The sequence below is a fragment of the Niabella agricola genome, from assembly GCF_021538615.1.
Taxonomy (GTDB): domain Bacteria; phylum Bacteroidota; class Bacteroidia; order Chitinophagales; family Chitinophagaceae; genus Niabella; species Niabella agricola.
The window spans coordinates 704396-723708 of record NZ_JAJHIZ010000002.1; the positions used below are offsets into that span (position 1 = coordinate 704396).

The window sequence follows — 19313 nt, forward strand, 5'->3', positions numbered from 1 at the left end:
GAGCCTGTTTTCCCGGACGTCCCTTGCAGGATACGTCCCGGGAAGACGAAACACGGGTGTACGGTTCAGGAAACGTTATGGCAGTACAAGCATCGGGGATTTATGTTCAGAGATGCATGGGAATGATTAATTTCGAAAAAAAATCAGGTGTATGATCAACAGGAAGCGTTTTCTTCAGCTTGGGCTCCTTTCCGGAGTAACCTCTTTATTTCTGAAACACAGTGGCGGACAGGTGGTGACTCAAAACGGACCGGTGGTCATATCTACCTGGGATGCGGGCTTGGCCGCCAATAAAGGGGCCTGGGAGGTGCTCTCAAAGGGGGGGAGCGCCCTGGATGCGGTAGAGAACGGTGTAAAAATAACAGAGGCTTCGCAAAATTGTTGTGTGGGACTGGGCGCCAATCCAGACAGGGATGGTTTTGTGACCCTCGATGCCAGCATTATGGATCATCAGTTCAATTGCGGCAGTGTGGGTTTCCTGGAGCGGATCAAACATCCGATTTCTGTGGCTCGCAGGGTGATGGAAAAAACACCGCATGTAATGCTTGTAGGTAGCGGGGCGCAGCAGTTTGCCGTGGCGGAGGGATTTCCACTGGAACCGCAGGAGCTGTCGGAGGATGCACAGAAAGCGTATAAGAAATGGCTGGAGAACTCCAAATACGAACCGGCCATTAACCGCGAAAATAAAGGCCATGGCCCTTTTGCGCCCGAACGGTTCGACAACGGCGAATGGAATCACGACACCATCGGGATGCTGGCCATGGATGCAGCGGGCAATCTCAGTGGCAGCTGTACCACCAGCGGTATGGGTTTTAAAATGCGCGGCCGGCTGGGCGATTCACCCATCATTGGTGCCGGGCTGTTTGTGGATAACGAAGCAGGTGCCTGTGTGGCCACCGGACAGGGTGAGGATGTGATCCGCGTTGCGGGTTCCCATAGTGTGGTAGAAATGATGCGGCAGGGATACGGACCGGAGGTGGCCTGCCGGAAGATCATTGAGCGCATCGTAAAAATTAAAAAAGCAGATGCGCAGAAAATACAGGTGGCATTTATCGCCATCAATAAAAATGGGGTGGTGGGCGCCTATGCCATACATAAGGGGTTTAATTACGCCATCAAAACAAAAACCAAAGAAGTTCTGGTAGATGCGAATTATTATTTTACAAATGGCAAATAGCAGCAAATCTCAGATAACAAATAGCAAATCTCAAATAACAAATCACTTCTCACTAATAACAGTTCACTCAACACCCCATGGCACATATATATAATGACTTCACCATTGAGATTGCTACCACCGATTTTGAATCAACAAAGAATGCTGTTGCCGGTGGGGCCGATCGTATTGAGCTTTGTGCCAATCTGGGTGAAGGTGGTACAACCCAGTCGTACGGCGTGATCAAAACCTGCCGCGAAAAATTTGATCTGCCTATTTATCCCATTATACGGGTAAGAGGGGGCGATTTTTTATATACGGATGATGAGTTTGAATGCATGCTTACGGATGCGATCAACTGCAAAGCGCTGGATTGTGACGGGGTGGTGATCGGTTTTTTAAAAGCCGATGGAACGATTGATACAAATCGTACAGCAAGGATCGTTGAGGCCGTTTATCCCCTGGGCGTTACCTTTCACCGGGCATTCGACCGGTGCAAAGACCCGCTGGAGGCCCTGGAACAGATCATTCAAACAGGATGCGAACGGATCCTTACCAGCGGACAACAGATCACGGCGATACAGGGCGCGCCCCTCATCCGTCAGCTGAATGAGCAGGCAGCCGGCCGGATCATTATTATGCCCGGCAGCGGGGTTCGTGCCGATAATGTAAAAACACTTGCGGCTGACACCGGTTGTACCCAGTTTCACAGTTCGCTCCGGGAAATGATTCCCTCAAAAATGAAATTCAGCACACCGGCTTTTGTAAATGATGCGGAAAGCATCGGTCATTCCGGTGTTAACCCTATTGCTGTTGCGGCTTTTAAAAAAGCACTGAACTAATTAAACCGGCTATTGCAATTATGATTTACAGAACTATTTTCCTGCTGATTTGCTCTAATGTTTTTATGACATTGGCCTGGTATCATCATCTGAAGAATGAAAACTGGCCCTTGTGGAAGGCGATCCTGCTCAGCTGGCTGATCGCATTCTTTGAGTACTGTTTAGCCGTGCCGGCCAACCGTATCGGGCAGAAAGCCGGCATAAACCTGTTTCAACTAAAGATTACCCAGGAAGTGATCACGCTTGCGGTGTTTACTGTTTATGCTGTTGCGTTTGCCAATAATGCGTTTCACTGGAAATACCTGGTTAGTTTTTTATTGATGATCGGTGCGGTATACTTTGTATTTGCGGATATTAAATGAATCGGCAACAGCGGTGCTGAAACACAGTTTTTTTATTTGCGCTTGACGCAGATGGCCCGGAATAGCTTCTCATAACAGACCGGTATCTATTTTAGTAAAATGACTGTTCCCTTAAATAGTTATGGATACATAAAGCTTGAACTGCGCCCTGGGCGATGTCCTTCTGTCCGGCCCGGAAATTGGTAGAACTAATTTTGATGCCTGTTTATTACGAACCGTAAACGCAGGGTATCGTGTTTTTTGAGTTGAGGCGATACGACCTTCAGACCACCGGCTACGGCGCCAAGAATCCCATTCGGTATCTCGGTGTTTCTGCGGCGGCAATACTCCAATAAAAAAGGCTGCTTCTTTTCAGAAACAACCTGTAATTTATTTTATCACCGTCCGTTATTTTGAAACACTGCTAAATGATGCAGCGATCTTCTTAGAAGCAACCGTTGTGTTTTTGGTTGTTTCCTGCTTCACAGGTACCGGTTGTTTGGCTACATTTCCCTCTACCTGTGCAAGCGTAGGAGCGATTACCAGTGATACGATCGACATCAGCTTAATGAGGATGTTCATAGATGGGCCGGAAGTATCTTTAAACGGATCACCCACGGTATCTCCGGTTACGGATGCTTTATGCGGGTCTGATTTTTTATGAAACATTTCCCCATTGATCTCTACGCCTTTTTCAAATGATTTTTTGGCATTATCCCAGGCTCCGCCGGAGTTGTTCTGGAACATCCCCAACAGTACGCCGGAAACGGTGGCACCCGCCAGGAAGCCACCCAGCGCCTCGGCACCAAACCCCGGCAAAAAGCCGATGATGATCGGAGAAACGATTGCGATTGCGCCCGGCACAACCATTTTTTTAATAGATGCTTCTGTAGAGATGGCAACGCACTTGTCATATTCAGGGGTAGCTTTTCCTTCCATAATTCCGGGAATGGTGCGGAACTGCCGTCTTACTTCTTCTACCATCGCCATAGCCGCTTCACCTACTGCACGGATGGCCAGTGCCGAAAAAATAAAAGGAATCATGGCGCCCAGGAACAGGCTGGCCAATACGTTGGCTTTATAAATGTCGATGCCGGTAATGCCGGCAACCCCAACAAATGCGGCAAACAGTGCCAGGGCGGTTAAGGCTGCAGATGCAATGGCAAACCCTTTACCCGTGGCAGCAGTGGTGTTTCCAACAGCATCCAGCACATCGGTTTTTTCACGTACTTCTTTGGGAAGTTCGCTCATCTCGGCAATACCGCCTGCATTATCAGCAATCGGACCGAAGGCATCGATGGCCAGCTGCATGGCAGTAGTAGCCATCATGGCTGCTGCGGCAATAGATACACCATATAAACCAGCACATTTGTAAGAAGCAACGATACCGGCGGCTAAAACCAGAATGGGTAAAAAGGTGGACTCCATGCCCACGGCTAAACCTCCGATTACATTGGTGGCATGCCCGGTGGAAGATTTTTTAATGATAGAGTTTACAGGGCGCTTGTCCATCGCCGTATAGTATTCGGTAATGATGGTCATTAAAGCACCTACAGCAAGCCCCACTACAATGGCTCCCAATACTCCATTTTTTGTAAATACAAAACCGCGCAGTTCCATTTGCTCCGGCAGGATCCAGTAAACCAGTCCGGCAGACGCCACTGCTGTTAATATAATGGAGCCCCAGTTGCCCATGTTCAATGCTTTCTGAACCGTTTTGGTGCTGATGCCTGCGTTCTCACTGATCTTTACAAAAAAAGTTCCGATGATGGAAAACAGGATTCCGGTGCCGGCAATCAGCATGGGCAACACAACCGGGGAATAGCCACTCAGGAAATCGGCGCCGTCAGCTACATTGATCTGCTGTCCGAGAACGATGGTGGCCAGTACGGTGGCTACATAAGAGCCGAAAAGATCGGCACCCATACCCGCTACATCACCTACATTATCGCCTACATTATCGGCAATGGTTGCAGGATTACGGGGATCATCTTCCGGGATGCCTTTTTCTACTTTACCAACCAGGTCGGCGCCCACATCGGCGGCCTTGGTATAGATACCTCCACCCACACGGGCAAACAGCGCAATGGATTCTGCACCCAGTGAGAACCCGGTGAGAACTTCAATAGTAGTCAGCATTTCTGAGGAATTCAGGTCGGCATCAGGTGCAAAAAAATGTTTTAGAATAATATATAAACCACCCAAACCTAAAACTGCCAGGCCGGCCACACCAACGCCCATTACGGCACCGCCGCCGAAAGAAACATTCAGTGCTTTGCGAAGGCTGGTTCTGGCAGCATTGGCCGTGCGCACATTAGCAAAAGTGGCCGCCCGCATGCCGATATAACCGGCAACGGCGCTCAATACAGCCCCGATAACAAAGGATACGGAAATCATCCAGTGAGAGTGTGGGTTGGCATTTGCCAGTACGCCCAGTAAAATGGCAACAATCACCACAAAATAACCGAGGATCTTCCATTCAGCCTTTAAGAAAGCCATGGCGCCTTCGGCAATATGATTGCTGATCTCTTTCATTCTTGGTGTTCCTGCATCTTGTTTAACAACCCATCGGAATTTTAATAAAGTGTAAATGAGGCCGATGATGGCCATAAGAGGTACTAAATAGATCAGATGTTGCATATAATTTTTTCTACATTAATATATTAGGCATAAGCAAGTGTGCAAATATAAGTGTTGCATTCAAAAAGCGAAATCTTATTTTTTATGATACAATTAGACATTTTTTGAGCTGATAACCGTTTTTATTTAAACTTTTAAATCATTTATAAATCTTTTTTGAAAGCTTTGAAAAAGAAGGGTAAAAGAATGTGTATTCCGGTAAAATATGTCCGGTCATTGCCTTATGCAACGGGTGGTAGAAGCAGAAGGGAGATGAGGGTTTTTCTATAATAGTCGTCCGAAGGCTTTGCCGATATTTTCGATGATATCAACGGCGGTCATGGCGTCCATTCCCTGTTCAGTAGCCGCAAAATCACCAGCCAGTCCGTGCAAAAAAACACCCATAATGGCAGCGTCTTTTGAGGTATAGCCCTGGGCTACCAGGCTGGTGAGCATTCCCGTAAGTACGTCACCGCTGCCGCCCTTGGCCATACCGGCATTTCCGGTGATGTTAAAAAAGCCGGTGCCATCGGGCAGGGCCACCAGGGTCCGGTGTCCTTTTAGTACTATTACAACGTTTAATTCCACGGCCTTAGCAATGGCTACCTCAATTTTTTTAAAATCATTTTCCTGCATGCCAAACAGCCGGGAAAATTCTTTGGGGTGTGGTGTAAGTATGCTATCCGGCTGCAGGAGGTTTAAAAGTTCAGGGCTTTCTGCAATAATGTTTAAAGCATCGGCATCCAGCACCAGGCGGCTGGTTTTCCGTTCGAGCAGTTCCCGTAAAAAAAAGCGGGTTTTGATGGTTGTTCCGATGCCGGGTCCGACCCCGATTGCTGAGAACGGGTCTGGTACATAATCCATGTGGGTGATGCTGACAGCATCCCCATCGGGCAATACCATGGCCTCCGGTGCGCCTGTTTGAATAATGGCTACGCTCTTTTCCGGTACATGTACGCTTACGAGCCCGGTACCGGACCTCAGGCAGGAGCGGGTACTAAGGAGTGCCGCCCCGGTTTTTCCATAGCTGCCGGCAATGATGAGGGCGTGGCCGAAATTGCCCTTATGCGCAAAAGCGGGGCGTGGCCGGTAGATCCGTTGCACCAGCGCCTGGTTAATGATATGAAAAGGCGTGCTCACCAGGTCCGGGAAGGCAGGATGCAGATTGATGTCCATCAGGTGTACCTGCCCGATAAAAGCTTCATTTTCCGCAACCAGGAAGGCCATTTTAAGTGCCTGGAAGGTGAGCGTATGCCGTGCCTGTACAACGCTATGATTAAGGGAAGACTGATCACAGAACAACCCGCTGGGGATATCGATGGCAATGACCGGAGCCGGGGCACTGTTTAAATGAGCCACCAGCCGGGCTGCCAGGCCGGTGAGCCCCCGGTTCAGCCCGGTTCCGAAAAGCGCATCCACAATGATGCAGGATTCCGGTATCACCGGAAAATCTTGTTCCGACCGGACCTGATATATTGGAATGGCCGAAAGATGATGCAGGATGTTGAAGTTGGAAATAAAGTCCTCCGACCCTTTAGCTTCCGATTCAAGGATAAAGACTTTTGCTGTTTTCCCGGAATTATAAAGCAGCCGGGCAATCGCCAGGCCATCACCACCATTGTTTCCTTTTCCACAAAAAATATAATAGACATCAGCCAATGTGTTTTGCAGCAGCCAGCGGGTGCAGGCATTGGCGGCACGCTCCATCAGTTGCAGAGAAACGATGGGCTCATGTTCCATGGTAAATTCATCCCACTGACGTATTTGTGCGGCACTTAGTAATTTCATGGCGGATTCTAAAGATAGGAATCTTTAAATAAAAATGCGGGGCAAACCGTCCCCGCATCTATAATTATAACTAAAAAAACAAGATCCTAAAAATCAAATTTCAGGCGGATGCCCATACCGGTATAATTGAGCTTCTGATCAGACACGCTCTTCATGGGAACCTTCAGAAAGGGTTCAATGGCCACATTATTCTTTGGAGTGATTCTTTGTTTATATCCCATGGACAGGTTATAGAACCCGATAAACGGGGTACGTTCTTTTTGAGATGCTTCAGGAGCGGCATCAGAGGTGGCATATTCCATTACCCGCATATTTTTGTCTTCCTTCAGAATGCCCTCATTGTTTTCTACTGATACCCGCACATTGGTGCTGGTAACATAGGTGTATTTGGTATTATCTTTTACAACCACCAATCCGGAAACACCGGCACTGGCGTAAAGATTTTTTGAAATGTTGTAACTGATGTCCACCGGAATATCAAATCCGCTTACGGCGCCTCTTACAGTTTCCAGCTGAGGCTGGGAAGTGGCTGCGTCTGCATTCACCAGGCTCCTGGCCGCAAAAAGTGCGTTGTTTCCGGAATTGGCCAATGAAGCATTGGACGGCGGTGCTGTTACATCAAAGTCTCTTGAGGCGGTTAATTTATTGTGTGCGACACCGGCGCTGACCTTTATCCGGTCGTTAACAGCGTAGCCCAGGGAGATTCCGTATCCCACATTCATATCTGTTTCTCCAAACATCGGGGAAATATAGAGGCTGGGGATCCATTTTTTTGAACGGTCATGTTCCCGGGCGGGCATGGGCGGCTGCATTGCCATTGGGAACGTATTGCCCGGACGGCTTGTTTCATGATAAGGTGCGGGCCTTCCGGGCTGAGAACGTTGAACGGTTGGATTGTTGGCCGGCGGTGCTTGTTTTGCCGGTTCCTGACCGGCCGGTGTTGCTACCGGCGGAGCGGGACGATCCGGTATTGCGGATATCTCCTTTAAAGGGTCCTGTTGCGCGATCTGGTCCTGCTGACCTGCAGAGAAGGTGCTGGTTGCGCCAGGTGCATCTTTTGGCAATGCTCCGTGATTCTGAGGTAATGGTTCGCTGGCTAGCGGAAGATCCGGCCGGGAAAGGGTGGGGCGGTTTTCGGAGGGCAAGCCCTTTTTTTCAGGGTGTGGCTGCCCGCCTTTTGCCAGGTCTTCAGGTAACTTATTATGCGTGGTGATAAAATAGTTGGCAATTAAAAATACGCCCGCAAGAACCGCCGCCGCAACAGCAATCCTTTTCCATAAAGGAACGACCCGGGCCGGTTGAGCCGGAGCCGTCTGCAGATGCTGCCGGGAAAATTGTTCCCAGGCACCCGGACGATACTCCTCCTCGTGATTCCGGAGCTGATCCTTGATATGTTTTAAAAAATCATCCTGATGTTCTTCCATGACTTTTTATTAAAAATGTTTTATATAAAGCGTTTTTAATTTACTCTTTGCTCTTGAAAGGTATACCCGGCAGACATTTTCTGAGATCTGCAGTAAACGGGCAATTTCTTCATGGCTAAATCCTTCGATTTCGTATAAATTAAAAACGGTTTTTTGGATTTCAGGCAGTTGATTCAGCAAGGACATAATATCTTTTACCTCGCTGGCATGCACCCCGGAGGGCGGTTGTTCCGGAAAGTGGTTTTCGGACGGCTCCTCCTGTAGAAAGTTCATTTTCTTCTTTCTCAAAAAATCGATTGCGGTCCTGGATGCGATCTTGGCCACCCAGCCTTTAAATGACTGCCCGATATCCGACGAAAACCCCGGTGCTTTAAATGTATTCAGGTTGTTAAAAATTTTTACGAAAGAGTCGTTCACAAGCTCCTCCATTACATGATAATCATTTACATAACGCCTCACCACGCCTTTTATAAAGCCATAATAGCCTTTATAAAGCGCTTCTTTATGCGGTACTGAGTCTTGCTCACATTTTTTCAGCACCAGTTCCAGTTCGGCGTCCTGTATTCCCAATTCCCTGTTTATGTTTTACACTCTTCTTTTAAATATAACAAAAATCAGCCAACCTGTTTTTGACAACGGCAGACTGATTTTTTATGGAAATGTATGGGTATACTAATAATAATGCGCCATTAACTCTACAATAAGTTTGCCGTTGGTAGTGTGCATCGATTTAAAACCTGTTGTCCAGATAGTATATTGATTTCCATTAAATAAATTCTTTACGTCCGATGTTGCCAATACAGTGTTTGTGCCGGCAGCCTTTGCCTCAAATTTGATGTCCCTTCCGGATTTAAAGCTCACAAAGGTACTTACATTTTTATATCCGATGTTTTGAGCAATAGGGGTGGTATTTCCCTGTATGTAAAGATCGATGGCGCCGGCGTCCGGGCTCATGTTGGCTAAACGCAGCAATACCGAGTCACCCTTGGGTTCCATCACACTGTCGCGCACCAGTATGGCGTCCATTTTGCTTAGCGTGTCTACTATAAATACAGAGTAGCGTTTGCGGGGTTCGAAGGTCAAGTTTTTCGATATCAGGGTATTGGATCCCCCCCTGTTGAACACAAAAAGCTTCCGGTCGCCGGAGTATACACGGGTATAATTCGTCCGGTAGGTATAATTAAATTCATTGAGAAGCCAGCGCTGGGTTCCTTCAAACTGGATATCCAGCGGCATTCCCAGCGGAGCGCCGTTAACAATGCTTACTGCTGCTGCATTTTGAAATTCGGGGCTATCATAGTAACTGTCACGGTGCTTTAAGCAGGAACTTAAAAACAGGATGGTTAATAATAAAAGGCCGCCCAGAGAAACTTTTTTCATCATTTTCATATTTTGAGAGATACAAATTTTGTTCTGATTATGATAACGCAGTAATGTGAAAAAACGCAACAATGAGTTCGAAAAATCTGCCGGTAACAGACAGGTTACCCAAAAAACGCACAATAACTTGTTGCGGATCAGGTTTTAGAAAGTTGCTGCTTTTTAATTTAAAAGATCACCAGAAAACGGTGTACAGGGCTGCCAGGATGCCGCAGATCAGCACCGAACCCATCAGGAATTCCGGTGAAACCCGGAAAAGCCGCTGATCCAGTTGGATGGAGGGCGCTGCAGTGGTCTTCCGGGCTGAGGAAAGGCTGATGCATACCATAAGGATTACCACGCAAAAGAAAGTAATGGTCATGCGGTCGAGAAAGGGATAGTCGGGAAAGGCGCCCCGGGTCCAGGCGGGCAGAAACTTCAGTACGGTAGAGATCGGGATGGTAAGTACCGCACCGGCAAGAGCAGCATTAGCGGTCGTGCGCTTCCAGAACATTCCCAGCAGAAAAATGGCCAATACCCCCGGGGAGAAAAAGCCCACATATTCCTGGATAAACTGGTAGGCCTGGTCCAGCGATTTGAGGGCAGGTGTTACTATTGCAGCCAGCACCATTGCGGCAATAACAGCCCAGCGTCCAACACGCACCAGCTTTTGTTCCGATGCTTCCCTGTTAAAGAATTTTTTATAGATGTCCAGCGAAAAAATAGTGGAGATACTATTGGCTTTTCCGGCGAGAGATGCCACAATGGCCGCAGTAAGTGCAGCAAAAGCAACACCTTTCAATCCTTCCGGAAGCAGGTTCATCAGTGTGGGATAGGCATGATCCGGCTTTATGATGCCCGCAGCGTCGGCCATTTCCGTATGAAACATGCCGTTTTTATACAGCACGAACATGGTAATGCCCGGTAACACCGCAATAACAGGGATCAGCAGCTTCAGGAAGGCCGCAAAAAGGATTCCTTTTCGTGCCGTCTTCAGATCAGCCCCCAGTGCGCGCTGTACGATGTACTGGTTGCAGCCCCAATATGCCAGGTTATTAATCAGCATGCCGCCAATAAGTACGGACATGCCTGGCAATTCATAATAATGCGGATCGCCTTTTTTAAAAATCATATGAAAATGAGTGGGCGCTTCTTTGCGCAGAACGCCCAGGGCTTTCCAGATACTGCCGTCGAAACCAAACCGGTCGGCCAGCAGGGAGAGTGCCAGGTAAGTGGTTATGAGGCCGCCTATGATCAAAACGATAACCTGAACTACATCGGTATAACCGATGACCTTCATACCACCCAGGGTCACCAGCACAGAAAATACGCTCAGCCCTATGATGGCCGCTTCAAAACTCAGGTTACTGATGGAAGAGATGGCCAGGGCTCCCAGGTAAATAATCGAAGTAAGATTTACAAACACATATACCAGCAGCCAGAAAATGGCCATAATGGTACTTACTTTATCATTGTAACGTACCGAAAGAAACTGGGGCATGGTAAAGATCTTATTCTTCAGATATACCGGTATAATAAAGATGGCTACAATGATAAGCGTTGCTGCTGCCATCCATTCATAGGAGGAAATGGCCAGGCCCAGGGCAAATCCCGATCCGCTCATGCCAATAAAATGTTCGGCGGATATATTAGACGCGATCAGTGAAGCGCCGATTGCCCACCAGGTGAGTGAGCCTTCTGCAAGAAAAAAATCCTTGGAGCTGGGAGTGGCGGATTTTTTACGCCGGTACACATAATAACCATAGGCAGATACGGCTACAAAATAGATCAGGAAAACAAGATAATCCAGTGGTTGTAATTGATGCATCAGCGATCGTTTGGCAAAATGGATTCGGAAGAACAATACGGCATGGAGCGGTTGGGCCGGTAGCTGTTTTTGACGGTCGGGGTCAGCCCGAAATAGTTCCCGGGACCCGTTGAAATTTTAACAACCGGGAACAGCGGATCCATCCGCTCCCGATACCCGGAAACAGGCGGATCCGGGTATCTGTCAGAATTTTAATGTAGACGGAAGGTGACTTTTTACCAGGGTTTCATAATAGGGCTGCAATTTTTCCCAATCCGGCGGTTCAGGATTTTTAGAATACAGGTCGTAAGGATTGAACATTTTTACCCATTTCAGCATTTTTTTATCATGATCGTCGGTCAGGTACTCATAAGCGCCTTCCCGGTGCCAGGCATAAAAAGAATGATAACGAAGCATATACAGCCCTTCTTCCGGCAAATGATCTTTCATGATCTGGTAAATATATTCATCGTGTCCCCAGGACATGGTTACATTGCGCAACCCGCATCCCGCTTCATATATTCCCAGTTTGGTACTGTACCGGGGATTGTCGTAATCCGGATTTTCTTTAAAGAATTCGGGATAAACGATTTTATCCGAATAGGCGCATCCTATCGGAAACGTATCGCCAACAACGGCCCATTGGGGCTCGCCAAAAAGGCAGAGTACCTTGCCCATATCGTGCATCAGCCCGGTAAGTACCATCCAGTCCGGATGCCCGTCCCTGCGGATGGCTTCCGAGGTTTGTAACAGGTGCTGAAACTGGTCCAGGTCAGTATCCGGATCGGAATCGTCCACCAGCTGGTTTAAAAAATCAAACGCATCCCAGACGGTCATCTCTTTCCGGTTAAATTTCAGGAAATCGGCCCGTTTTTTCATTACAAAATCATGGGTTTGGAAGGTATGGTTTAACCGGTAGAATTCTTTTACCGTTTCCCGCTGCGGATCTTCATAATTGCGGTATTCATCGGTGCCTTTTGATGTTGCAATGGTTTCGGGATCCGGGTATCTGCGCAGCAAATCATCTTCCCATTCGTCAAGACTGGCCAGGGGGGTATTCTTCGCGTTTGTTGTACTCATGATGGCGGTTTAAAAATTAATAAATTTCGAATCGTTTAGTGCTTCTAAACTAGTCAATTTATTTTAAACAGCCGGTGAAATTTAGGATTTTACCGAGGGGGGCGGTAATTTTTAACAAACTAAGAAACCGGGTACGGGCCTGCCCGGAGATCGCTGGCTGGTACATTTACCTGTAATACCTGTAACATATAAATGGCTATAAATGCTAATGGATCCGTATTTTTAAATCATGGCTACCATGAAACACCAGTCGATGCCTGTCATAGGCCGGTATATCGACCCGCTAACTGATTTAGCCCGCCCGGATGACCAGTCGGACGGTGAAAAAATACCGGAAATTTCAGCACCCGCATCAATTAGCATAGCGGTTTAGCCGGTAAAATTTAGCGTTCATGTGTTTTAGGACTCCGTCGGGCAATTTCGAGTGGCGTTTTTAACCCTTTGAGCTTCCTGCTGCCGGGGGCTATGCGTGTCGCCTCGAAATTCCCCGGCATTTACTCCAAAAAGCGTACCTTTGCAGCCCTTGAAAATGAGGGTATCAGCATGAAGAATATACGGAATTTTTGTATTATAGCACATATCGATCACGGGAAAAGCACCCTGGCAGACCGCCTGTTACAGTCGACCAATACGATCAGCGACCGCGAAATGATGGACCAGGTGCTGGATGATATGGATCTGGAACGGGAAAAGGGCATTACCATTAAGAGTCATGCCATCCAGATCAACTACCGGTCCAAAGCCGGTGAAAACTATGTGCTGAACCTGATCGATACACCCGGGCACGTGGATTTCAGCTACGAGGTGAGCCGCGCCCTGGCCGCTTGTGAAGGAGCGCTCCTGCTGGTGGATGCCACGCAGGGCATTCAGGCACAAACCATCAGCAACCTGTACCTGGCCATCGATAACGACCTGGAAATTATTCCGGTGATCAACAAGATTGATATGGACGGAGCGATGATCGACGAGGTGAAAGACCAGATTATTGACCTGATTGGCTGTAAACCTGAAGATATATTGCTGGCCAGCGGAAGAACCGGTTTGGGTATCGATGCTGTGCTGGAAGCGATTGTTGAGCGAATTCCGGCGCCCAAGGGGGATCCTGAAGCGCCCTTACAGGCCCTGATCTTTGACAGTGTTTTTAACAGCTTTCGCGGAATCATCGTTTATTACCGGATTCTGAACGGCGCGCTGAAAAAAGGAGATAAGGTAAAGTTTGTAAGCACCGGTCAGGAATATGAAGCCGATGAAATTGGCATTCTGAAACTGAAAATGACCGAGCGCAATGAAGTGCTTGCCGGGGATGTGGGGTACATCATCACCGGTATTAAAAATGCCAAGGAGGTAAAGGTAGGGGATACCATCACCCTGGCCAACAATGCCAACCCGGTGGCCATTAAAGGGTTTGAAGAAGTGAAACCGATGGTATTTGCCGGCATTTACCCGGTGAATACAGATGAGTTTGAAGAATTACGGGATTGTATGGAAAAGCTCCAGCTGAACGATGCTTCCTTAACCTTTGAGCTGGAAACCTCGCAGGCGCTGGGTTTTGGTTTCCGTTGCGGCTTCCTGGGAATGCTGCATATGGAAATCATACAGGAGCGGCTGGAACGGGAGTTTAATCAAACTGTTATTACTACCGTACCGAACGTAAGCTTTATTGCACATACAACAAAGGGTGAAAAGATCATTGTAAATAATCCGACAGAGTTCCCGGATCCGGTAAAAACCGACCGGATCGAAGAACCTTATATTAAGGCGCAAATCATTACCAAGCCGGATTATATCGGTAATATCATGACTCTTTGCCTCGGTAAACGTGGTATCCTGATTAACCAGAGCTACCTGACCACAACACGTGTGGAGCTGATTTTTGAGATGCCGCTGACGGAAATCGTATTTGACTTTTACGATAAACTGAAATCCCAGACCCGGGGATATGCATCCTTTGATTATCATCCGCTGGGATACCGCGAAAGCGATATCGTAAAAATGGATATTTTATTGAATAGCGATAAAGTGGATGCGTTGAGTGCACTGATCCACCGCAGCCGTGCACATGATTTCGGCAGGAAGCTGTGTGAAAAATTAAAGGAGTTGTTGCCGCGTCAGCAATTCCAGATCGCGATACAGGCGGCTATCGGCGCCAAGATCGTGGCGCGGGAAAATATCTCTGCCATGCGGAAGGATGTTACTGCAAAATGTTACGGAGGAGATATCAGCCGGAAACGGAAACTACTGGAAAAACAAAAAGAAGGAAAAAAGCGGATGCGCCAGATTGGTAACGTAGAAGTGCCGCAGGAAGCGTTTCTGGCGGTGCTGAAGCTGGATGATTAGACCCGCAAAGACTGGTCATCAGGATCAGCTTTCAGTTGTCGGCCGGTATCAAAATGCAAGGCCAGCAGCCTAAGATCTAACAGCAGATGACTCGCAAATTAAAAATGTCTTTACGTATCGATGTCCTGTTTTAAGAACGGGCAGTGGTATTAAAAAATAGGAATAGGAATGAAGAAGACTGCGGTTATTGTTGCAGGAGGTTCAGGAGTGCGGATGGGGGCTGAACTGCCCAAACAGTTCTTACTACTAAAGAACAAGCCTCTTTTGTATTATACGATTGATACGTTTTTAAAGACCTATGAGGACCTGGATATGGTGCTGGTATTGCCGGAGGCGTATACTGATATGGGCCAGGAGATCATCGATGCCTATTTTGATAAAGACCGTGTGCGTATTACCATTGGTGGTGCCACCCGTTTTGAGTCGGTAAAGAATGGCCTGAAGCTGGTAGAAGATGAAGCGATTATTTTCGTACACGATGCTGTACGCTGCCTGGTTTCACCGGAACTGATCCGGCGGTGTTATGAACAGGCGGTTGAAACCGGTAGTGCCATCCCGGTTGTTGCTGCCAGTGATAGTGTACGGTTGCTTACCGAAGACGGCAGTGATGCGCTTGATCGCGGCAAAGTTGTACTGGTGCAAACCCCGCAGGTATTTCACAGCAAATTGCTGATCCCGGCTTTCTCCATTGAACAAAAAGAAAAGTTTACAGACGAAGCTTCCGTAGTGGAAGCTTTTGGCATGAAGGTTTCGCTGGTGGAAGGAGAAAAGAATAATATAAAGGTCACGCATCCGCCCGACCTGGTGATCGCGGAACAATTGTTAAACGGAAGTCAGGTTTAATGCTGATAAAGCCGGTAGAGCCAGGCCATCAGCAACAATCCCCCGCAAAGCGTAGCTGCAATACTTACAAACAACAACAGCCCGAAACTGATGATCTGTGCCCATGTTTCTGAAGCCAACAATTTTTGGTTGATGTAACGGTACAGGTAAAACCCCGTCAATAACATTAAGGGCAATACACAGATCGTAATCAGGAGCTGGAAGGTTGTCATCACTGGAACCTATGATGTTAAGGATTCAGGAGCAGTTTTCCTGTTCGATGACCGGTCTTTATAGCCTGGAGCGCGGCTTTCGCATCGGATAATACATATACTTTTTCTATCGTGACCTTTAAAATGCCCCCAGCAAGTTGTTGCAGAATCTGCTCCAGCCGGCTGGCATTCGGTCCTCCGAAAATCATTTTTGCAGATACCTGGTGCTGCGCCGCCTTGTCTTTCGAAGGTGGTTGTACCAGGCTGATGAGCCGGCCGCCCTGCTTGAGTACGGAAAAAGAATCTTCCTGAGTTTTGCCGCCAACTGTATCCAGTACCAGGTCTATTTCCCCTGCCAGCCCCGTAAAGTCCTGTGTTGTATAATCAATAAATACATCCGCACCCAGGTCTTTAACGCGTTGTTCATTTGTGCCCGAACCGGTGGCAATTACATAGGCCCCGGCTGCTTTTGCGAGTTGTACGGCCATCGTACCAATTGCTCCGGAAGCCCCATGAATGAGGATCTTTTCACCGGCTTTCAGGTGGCCCTCTTCCAGGATCGCCTTGGAAGCCGTAAGTGCCGCTACCGGAATGGCTGCTGCTGCTTCAAAAGAAACCGTTTCCGGCTTTTTTACGATATCGGTTGCTTTTACTACAGCATATTCGGCATAACAGCCGCCAAAAGTGCCCAGGTTGCCGCAAACCGCGTCGCCGGGCTGAAAACCGGTAACGCCTTCTCCCGTAGCCTCAACAATACCAGAAAGCTCAGAGCCTGGTATTACCGGTAGCTGAACGCCAACTTCTTTCCCATATACTTCGATCACTTTTTGATCATAGGGATTTACTGCAGCGAAGCCCACTTTTACCAAAATTTCTCCGGCCTGAGGTTGGGGAACCGGCAGCTCCTTGAATTGAAGGTTATCGATGCTTCCGAAATGTTCAAGAACGATCGCTTTCATCTGTTTGTATTTGTAAGTATGTTTCTTTTTTCCTCTTTTTTAACACCCGGGCCATTGCAGGCGGTCCGATACTGAAAATCTTATTGGATTTTCAGCTGGGAGGCCGGCGCATACAAATAGCCGTACTACTTTATCCGGAGGCTGCCAGAGTAGCGCCGGCTTAAACGGCGAATAACTCCTTATGGCCTACACCCAGCCGTATCTTAGCATTCAGCATAATGCCGGATCCCGGAAGATCCGTTGCCCGGTAATATTCGGAAGTTTGGGCAGATATGCCCTTACTTCTCCAGCCAATGCTTCATCGTATGCCATAATACAGGGTGGTACTGAAACTTCCCTCTAAGTTAGTGCTTCTCTTCCAGTTCGGCTATTTTTTTCCGGATCAGCCGGCGGTCGCTTTCAGATCGTGCCATTCGTTTTGCGGTTTGCAAAAGTTCCCGGGCTTTGTGGGAATCAAGATGCTCGTATAGTGTTCCTAATAGTACAAAATAGAAATGATTATCGGTCAGTTTTAATTTTTCGGCTTCAGCAATGGCTTCTTCAATGCTGTTGGCCTTAGCCAGGGCATAGGTACGGTTCAATGCGGCTATGGGGGTGTATTCCAGCATCAGGAGTTTGTTGTATAACTGCAGGATGGCTTCCCATTTTTCTTTGCTGTCTTCGGGGTGGGTATGCCAGTATGCAATGCCTGCTTCCAGGTGGAATTTACTCACCTGGTTACCGCTGGCGGAGTTGTTCAGATAAAAAATGCCTTTTTCAATCAGGTCTTTGTTCCAGAGCCGGGTGTCCTGGTCTTCATAAAGAATCATTTCTCCATTGCTGTTCGTCCGGGCTTCAAAGCGGGAGGCATGAAAGCACATGAGTCCCATCAGTGCATTTGCCGCCGGGGTATTGGTGAACGCGTTTCCCAGCAACAGCAGGCAAAGACGCATCGCTTCCATACAACAATCTCTTTTCAGAGGATGATGTCCCGAAACGGAATAATAGCCTTCGTTAAAGAGCAGGTAAAGGGTGGTTAATACCGTTTCCATCCGCTCTGCTACCATCTGAACCGTAGGCGGGGCAATAGCGATTTTTTCTTCCCGCAGCTTTTCCTTGGCGCGTTTCAGCCGTTTATAAACCGTTTCCTTGTTGGTTAAAAAGGCATCGGCTATTTCCTGTACGCCAAAACCGCAAAGCAGGTTTAATGCCAGGGCGATCTGTGCTTCCTTTGAAACCGAGGAGTGACATACGGTAAAAATCATAGCCAGCTGGCTGTCGCTGATAGCAGTGGAGGAGAGGTCGATATCTGTTCCGGTATTCACAGGCTGGTATTTCAGGTCTGCGACAATCTTCTTCTCAAAAAGCTGATGACGTTTTAAGTAGTTACGGGTTTTGTTTTTGGCAACGGTATACAACCAGGCTACCGGATTTTCCGGGACCCCCTTCATCCCCCAAAGTTCTGCAGCCGTAAGAAAAGTATCGCTTACGATATCTTCTGCCACTTCCATATAATCGATGCCAAAATGATTACAGAGTACAGCAATGATTTTGCTGTACTCTGTACGGAATAAGTGGGGGAGCAGGTCAGATTTTTCCATGATCGTATATTAATGCAGCCGATATGCAAATATCCGGATGCAATGTTTGCTGTATAACATGTGGGGTTGATTTTTATTCAGCAACTGAAGCACTGCTTCATACCCCGGCGGCTATTTCCCCGTCTACCTGTTTACAGGACACTGATTTCGCGGACCTCCACGGAGCCTCCGATCTCATAAACCGGGCATCCCAGCGCAATTGCTGCGGCCTCATCAATGGTTGAGGCCTTTACAACAATATAACCTCCCAGGCTTTCTTTGATTTCGCAAAATGGTCCGTCGGTAATTACATTTCCGGGCCGGATCACCCTTCCGCCGGTTTCCAGCCGGTTGCCGCGGTCGGCCAGTTTGTTCTGTGCTGCAATACCACCGATCCAATCCATCCATTTTTTGGTCATGGATTGCAACTCCTCCGGGGAGCGTTTAACATATGCTACATAATCGGCACGGAACAGGAATAAAAAATCTTTCATAAAAGAATGTTTAAAAGTTACAGAGATTGTTATGCAAACTGACCCACTTTGTATGTACCTACGGGTGCACCAAAGGCTATATTAAAACGATTATAAGTGTTAATCGTCGTTACGGCCAGGGTCAGGTCCACCAACTCCTTTTCGGTAAAATGTGCTTTTGCGTTATTATATACATCGTCTGGCACCAGCGTACTGCTTAATTTGGTTAATGCTTCTGCCCAGGCCAGTGCAGCCCGCTCTTTGTCGCTGTAAAACGGGGCTTCCCTCCAGGCATCCAATACGTACAGGCGTTGCTCGGTTTCCCCGCCCGCTCTCAGGTCTTTCGCGTGCATATCCAGGCAAAAGGCACAGCCATTGATCTGCGACACCCGGTAATAGATCAGGTGTAAAAGCTGCTGATCGAGTGTGGTTTGCTTCAGGTACCTTCCCAGGGGATATAAGGCGGCCAATGCATCTTTTCCGGTTTCGGTGAATTTGATTCTTTGTTCCATGGTTTCAATTTTTAATTCCCGCG

The 19313-nt window shown here is 47.8% G+C and carries 17 protein-coding genes; 5 read left to right on the top strand and 12 right to left on the bottom strand.

Annotated features, from left to right (window positions below):
- Positions 1 to 151 precede the first annotated feature (151 nt).
- The 3 genes from LL912_RS03320 (at position 152) to LL912_RS03330 (ending at position 2360) form a co-directional block, all read left to right on the top strand.
- Positions 152 to 1177 (top strand): isoaspartyl peptidase/L-asparaginase family protein, encoded by a 1026-nt coding sequence (locus tag LL912_RS03320; protein WP_235552137.1) that lies wholly within the window; start codon positions 152 to 154, stop codon positions 1175 to 1177.
- A gap of 77 nt (positions 1178 to 1254) precedes the next feature.
- Complete coding sequence (locus LL912_RS03325) at positions 1255 to 1998, top strand: copper homeostasis protein CutC (protein ID WP_235552138.1); 744 nt, start codon at positions 1255 to 1257, stop codon at positions 1996 to 1998.
- Between the two features lie 20 nt (positions 1999 to 2018).
- Positions 2019 to 2360, top strand: a complete 342-nt coding sequence (locus LL912_RS03330) for a DMT family protein (protein WP_235552139.1) — start codon at positions 2019 to 2021, stop codon at positions 2358 to 2360.
- Positions 2361 to 2747: 387 nt separating this feature from the next.
- Here the strand turns inward: LL912_RS03330 and LL912_RS03335 are convergent, their stop codons facing one another.
- The 7 genes from LL912_RS03335 to LL912_RS03365 all read right to left on the bottom strand — a co-directional run bounded on the left by LL912_RS03335 (position 2748) and on the right by LL912_RS03365 (position 12416).
- Positions 2748 to 4979, bottom strand: coding sequence for a sodium-translocating pyrophosphatase (locus LL912_RS03335; protein WP_235552140.1), 2232 nt, complete (start codon positions 4977 to 4979; stop codon positions 2748 to 2750).
- A gap of 264 nt (positions 4980 to 5243) precedes the next feature.
- Positions 5244 to 6746, bottom strand: a complete 1503-nt coding sequence (locus LL912_RS03340; RefSeq protein ID WP_235552141.1) for an NAD(P)H-hydrate dehydratase — start codon at positions 6744 to 6746, stop codon at positions 5244 to 5246.
- 86 nt (positions 6747 to 6832) lie between these two features.
- Positions 6833 to 8170: a hypothetical protein gene (locus LL912_RS03345; RefSeq protein ID WP_235552142.1), complete on the bottom strand. Its 1338-nt coding sequence runs from the start codon at positions 8168 to 8170 to the stop codon at positions 6833 to 6835.
- Positions 8171 to 8179: 9 nt separating this feature from the next.
- On the bottom strand, positions 8180 to 8740 hold the full coding sequence (locus LL912_RS03350) for an RNA polymerase sigma factor (RefSeq protein WP_235552143.1): 561 nt from the start codon (positions 8738 to 8740) through the stop codon (positions 8180 to 8182).
- Between the two features lie 102 nt (positions 8741 to 8842).
- On the bottom strand, positions 8843 to 9553 hold the full coding sequence (locus LL912_RS03355; RefSeq protein WP_235552144.1) for a DUF4397 domain-containing protein: 711 nt from the start codon (positions 9551 to 9553) through the stop codon (positions 8843 to 8845).
- A 172-nt stretch (positions 9554 to 9725) separates the two neighbouring features.
- Positions 9726 to 11357 carry a sodium/sugar symporter gene (locus LL912_RS03360; protein WP_235552145.1) on the bottom strand — a complete coding sequence of 544 codons (1632 nt, stop codon included), beginning with the start codon at positions 11355 to 11357 and terminating at the stop codon, positions 9726 to 9728.
- A 183-nt stretch (positions 11358 to 11540) separates the two neighbouring features.
- Positions 11541 to 12416, bottom strand: coding sequence for an inositol oxygenase (locus LL912_RS03365; protein ID WP_235552146.1), 876 nt, complete (start codon positions 12414 to 12416; stop codon positions 11541 to 11543).
- A gap of 543 nt (positions 12417 to 12959) precedes the next feature.
- On the opposite strand from LL912_RS03365, the gene lepA reads away from it, so the two are divergent.
- Together lepA and LL912_RS03375 are read left to right on the top strand one after the other, a co-directional pair.
- Complete coding sequence (gene lepA, locus LL912_RS03370; protein WP_235552147.1) at positions 12960 to 14753, top strand: translation elongation factor 4; 1794 nt, start codon at positions 12960 to 12962, stop codon at positions 14751 to 14753.
- A 168-nt stretch (positions 14754 to 14921) separates the two neighbouring features.
- Positions 14922 to 15596, top strand: coding sequence for a 2-C-methyl-D-erythritol 4-phosphate cytidylyltransferase (locus LL912_RS03375; RefSeq protein WP_235552148.1), 675 nt, complete (start codon positions 14922 to 14924; stop codon positions 15594 to 15596).
- Here the strand turns inward: LL912_RS03375 and LL912_RS03380 are convergent.
- The 5 genes from LL912_RS03380 to LL912_RS03400 form a co-directional block, all read right to left on the bottom strand.
- Positions 15593 to 15808: a hypothetical protein gene (locus LL912_RS03380; RefSeq protein WP_235552549.1), complete on the bottom strand. Its 216-nt coding sequence runs from the start codon at positions 15806 to 15808 to the stop codon at positions 15593 to 15595. The genes LL912_RS03375 and LL912_RS03380 overlap by 4 nt on opposite strands.
- A gap of 17 nt (positions 15809 to 15825) precedes the next feature.
- The gene (locus LL912_RS03385) at positions 15826 to 16746 is read right to left on the bottom strand and encodes an NADP-dependent oxidoreductase (protein ID WP_235552149.1); all 921 of its coding nucleotides are present in this window, start codon (positions 16744 to 16746) and stop codon (positions 15826 to 15828) included.
- 344 nt (positions 16747 to 17090) lie between these two features.
- Positions 17091 to 18326, bottom strand: coding sequence for an RNA polymerase sigma factor (locus tag LL912_RS03390; protein ID WP_235552150.1), 1236 nt, complete (start codon positions 18324 to 18326; stop codon positions 17091 to 17093).
- Positions 18327 to 18457: 131 nt separating this feature from the next.
- Positions 18458 to 18799, bottom strand: a complete 342-nt coding sequence (locus LL912_RS03395; RefSeq protein WP_235552151.1) for a YciI family protein — start codon at positions 18797 to 18799, stop codon at positions 18458 to 18460.
- A 29-nt stretch (positions 18800 to 18828) separates the two neighbouring features.
- The gene (locus LL912_RS03400) at positions 18829 to 19290 is read right to left on the bottom strand and encodes a carboxymuconolactone decarboxylase family protein (RefSeq protein WP_235552152.1); all 462 of its coding nucleotides are present in this window, start codon (positions 19288 to 19290) and stop codon (positions 18829 to 18831) included.
- Positions 19291 to 19313: the final 23 nt, after the last annotated feature.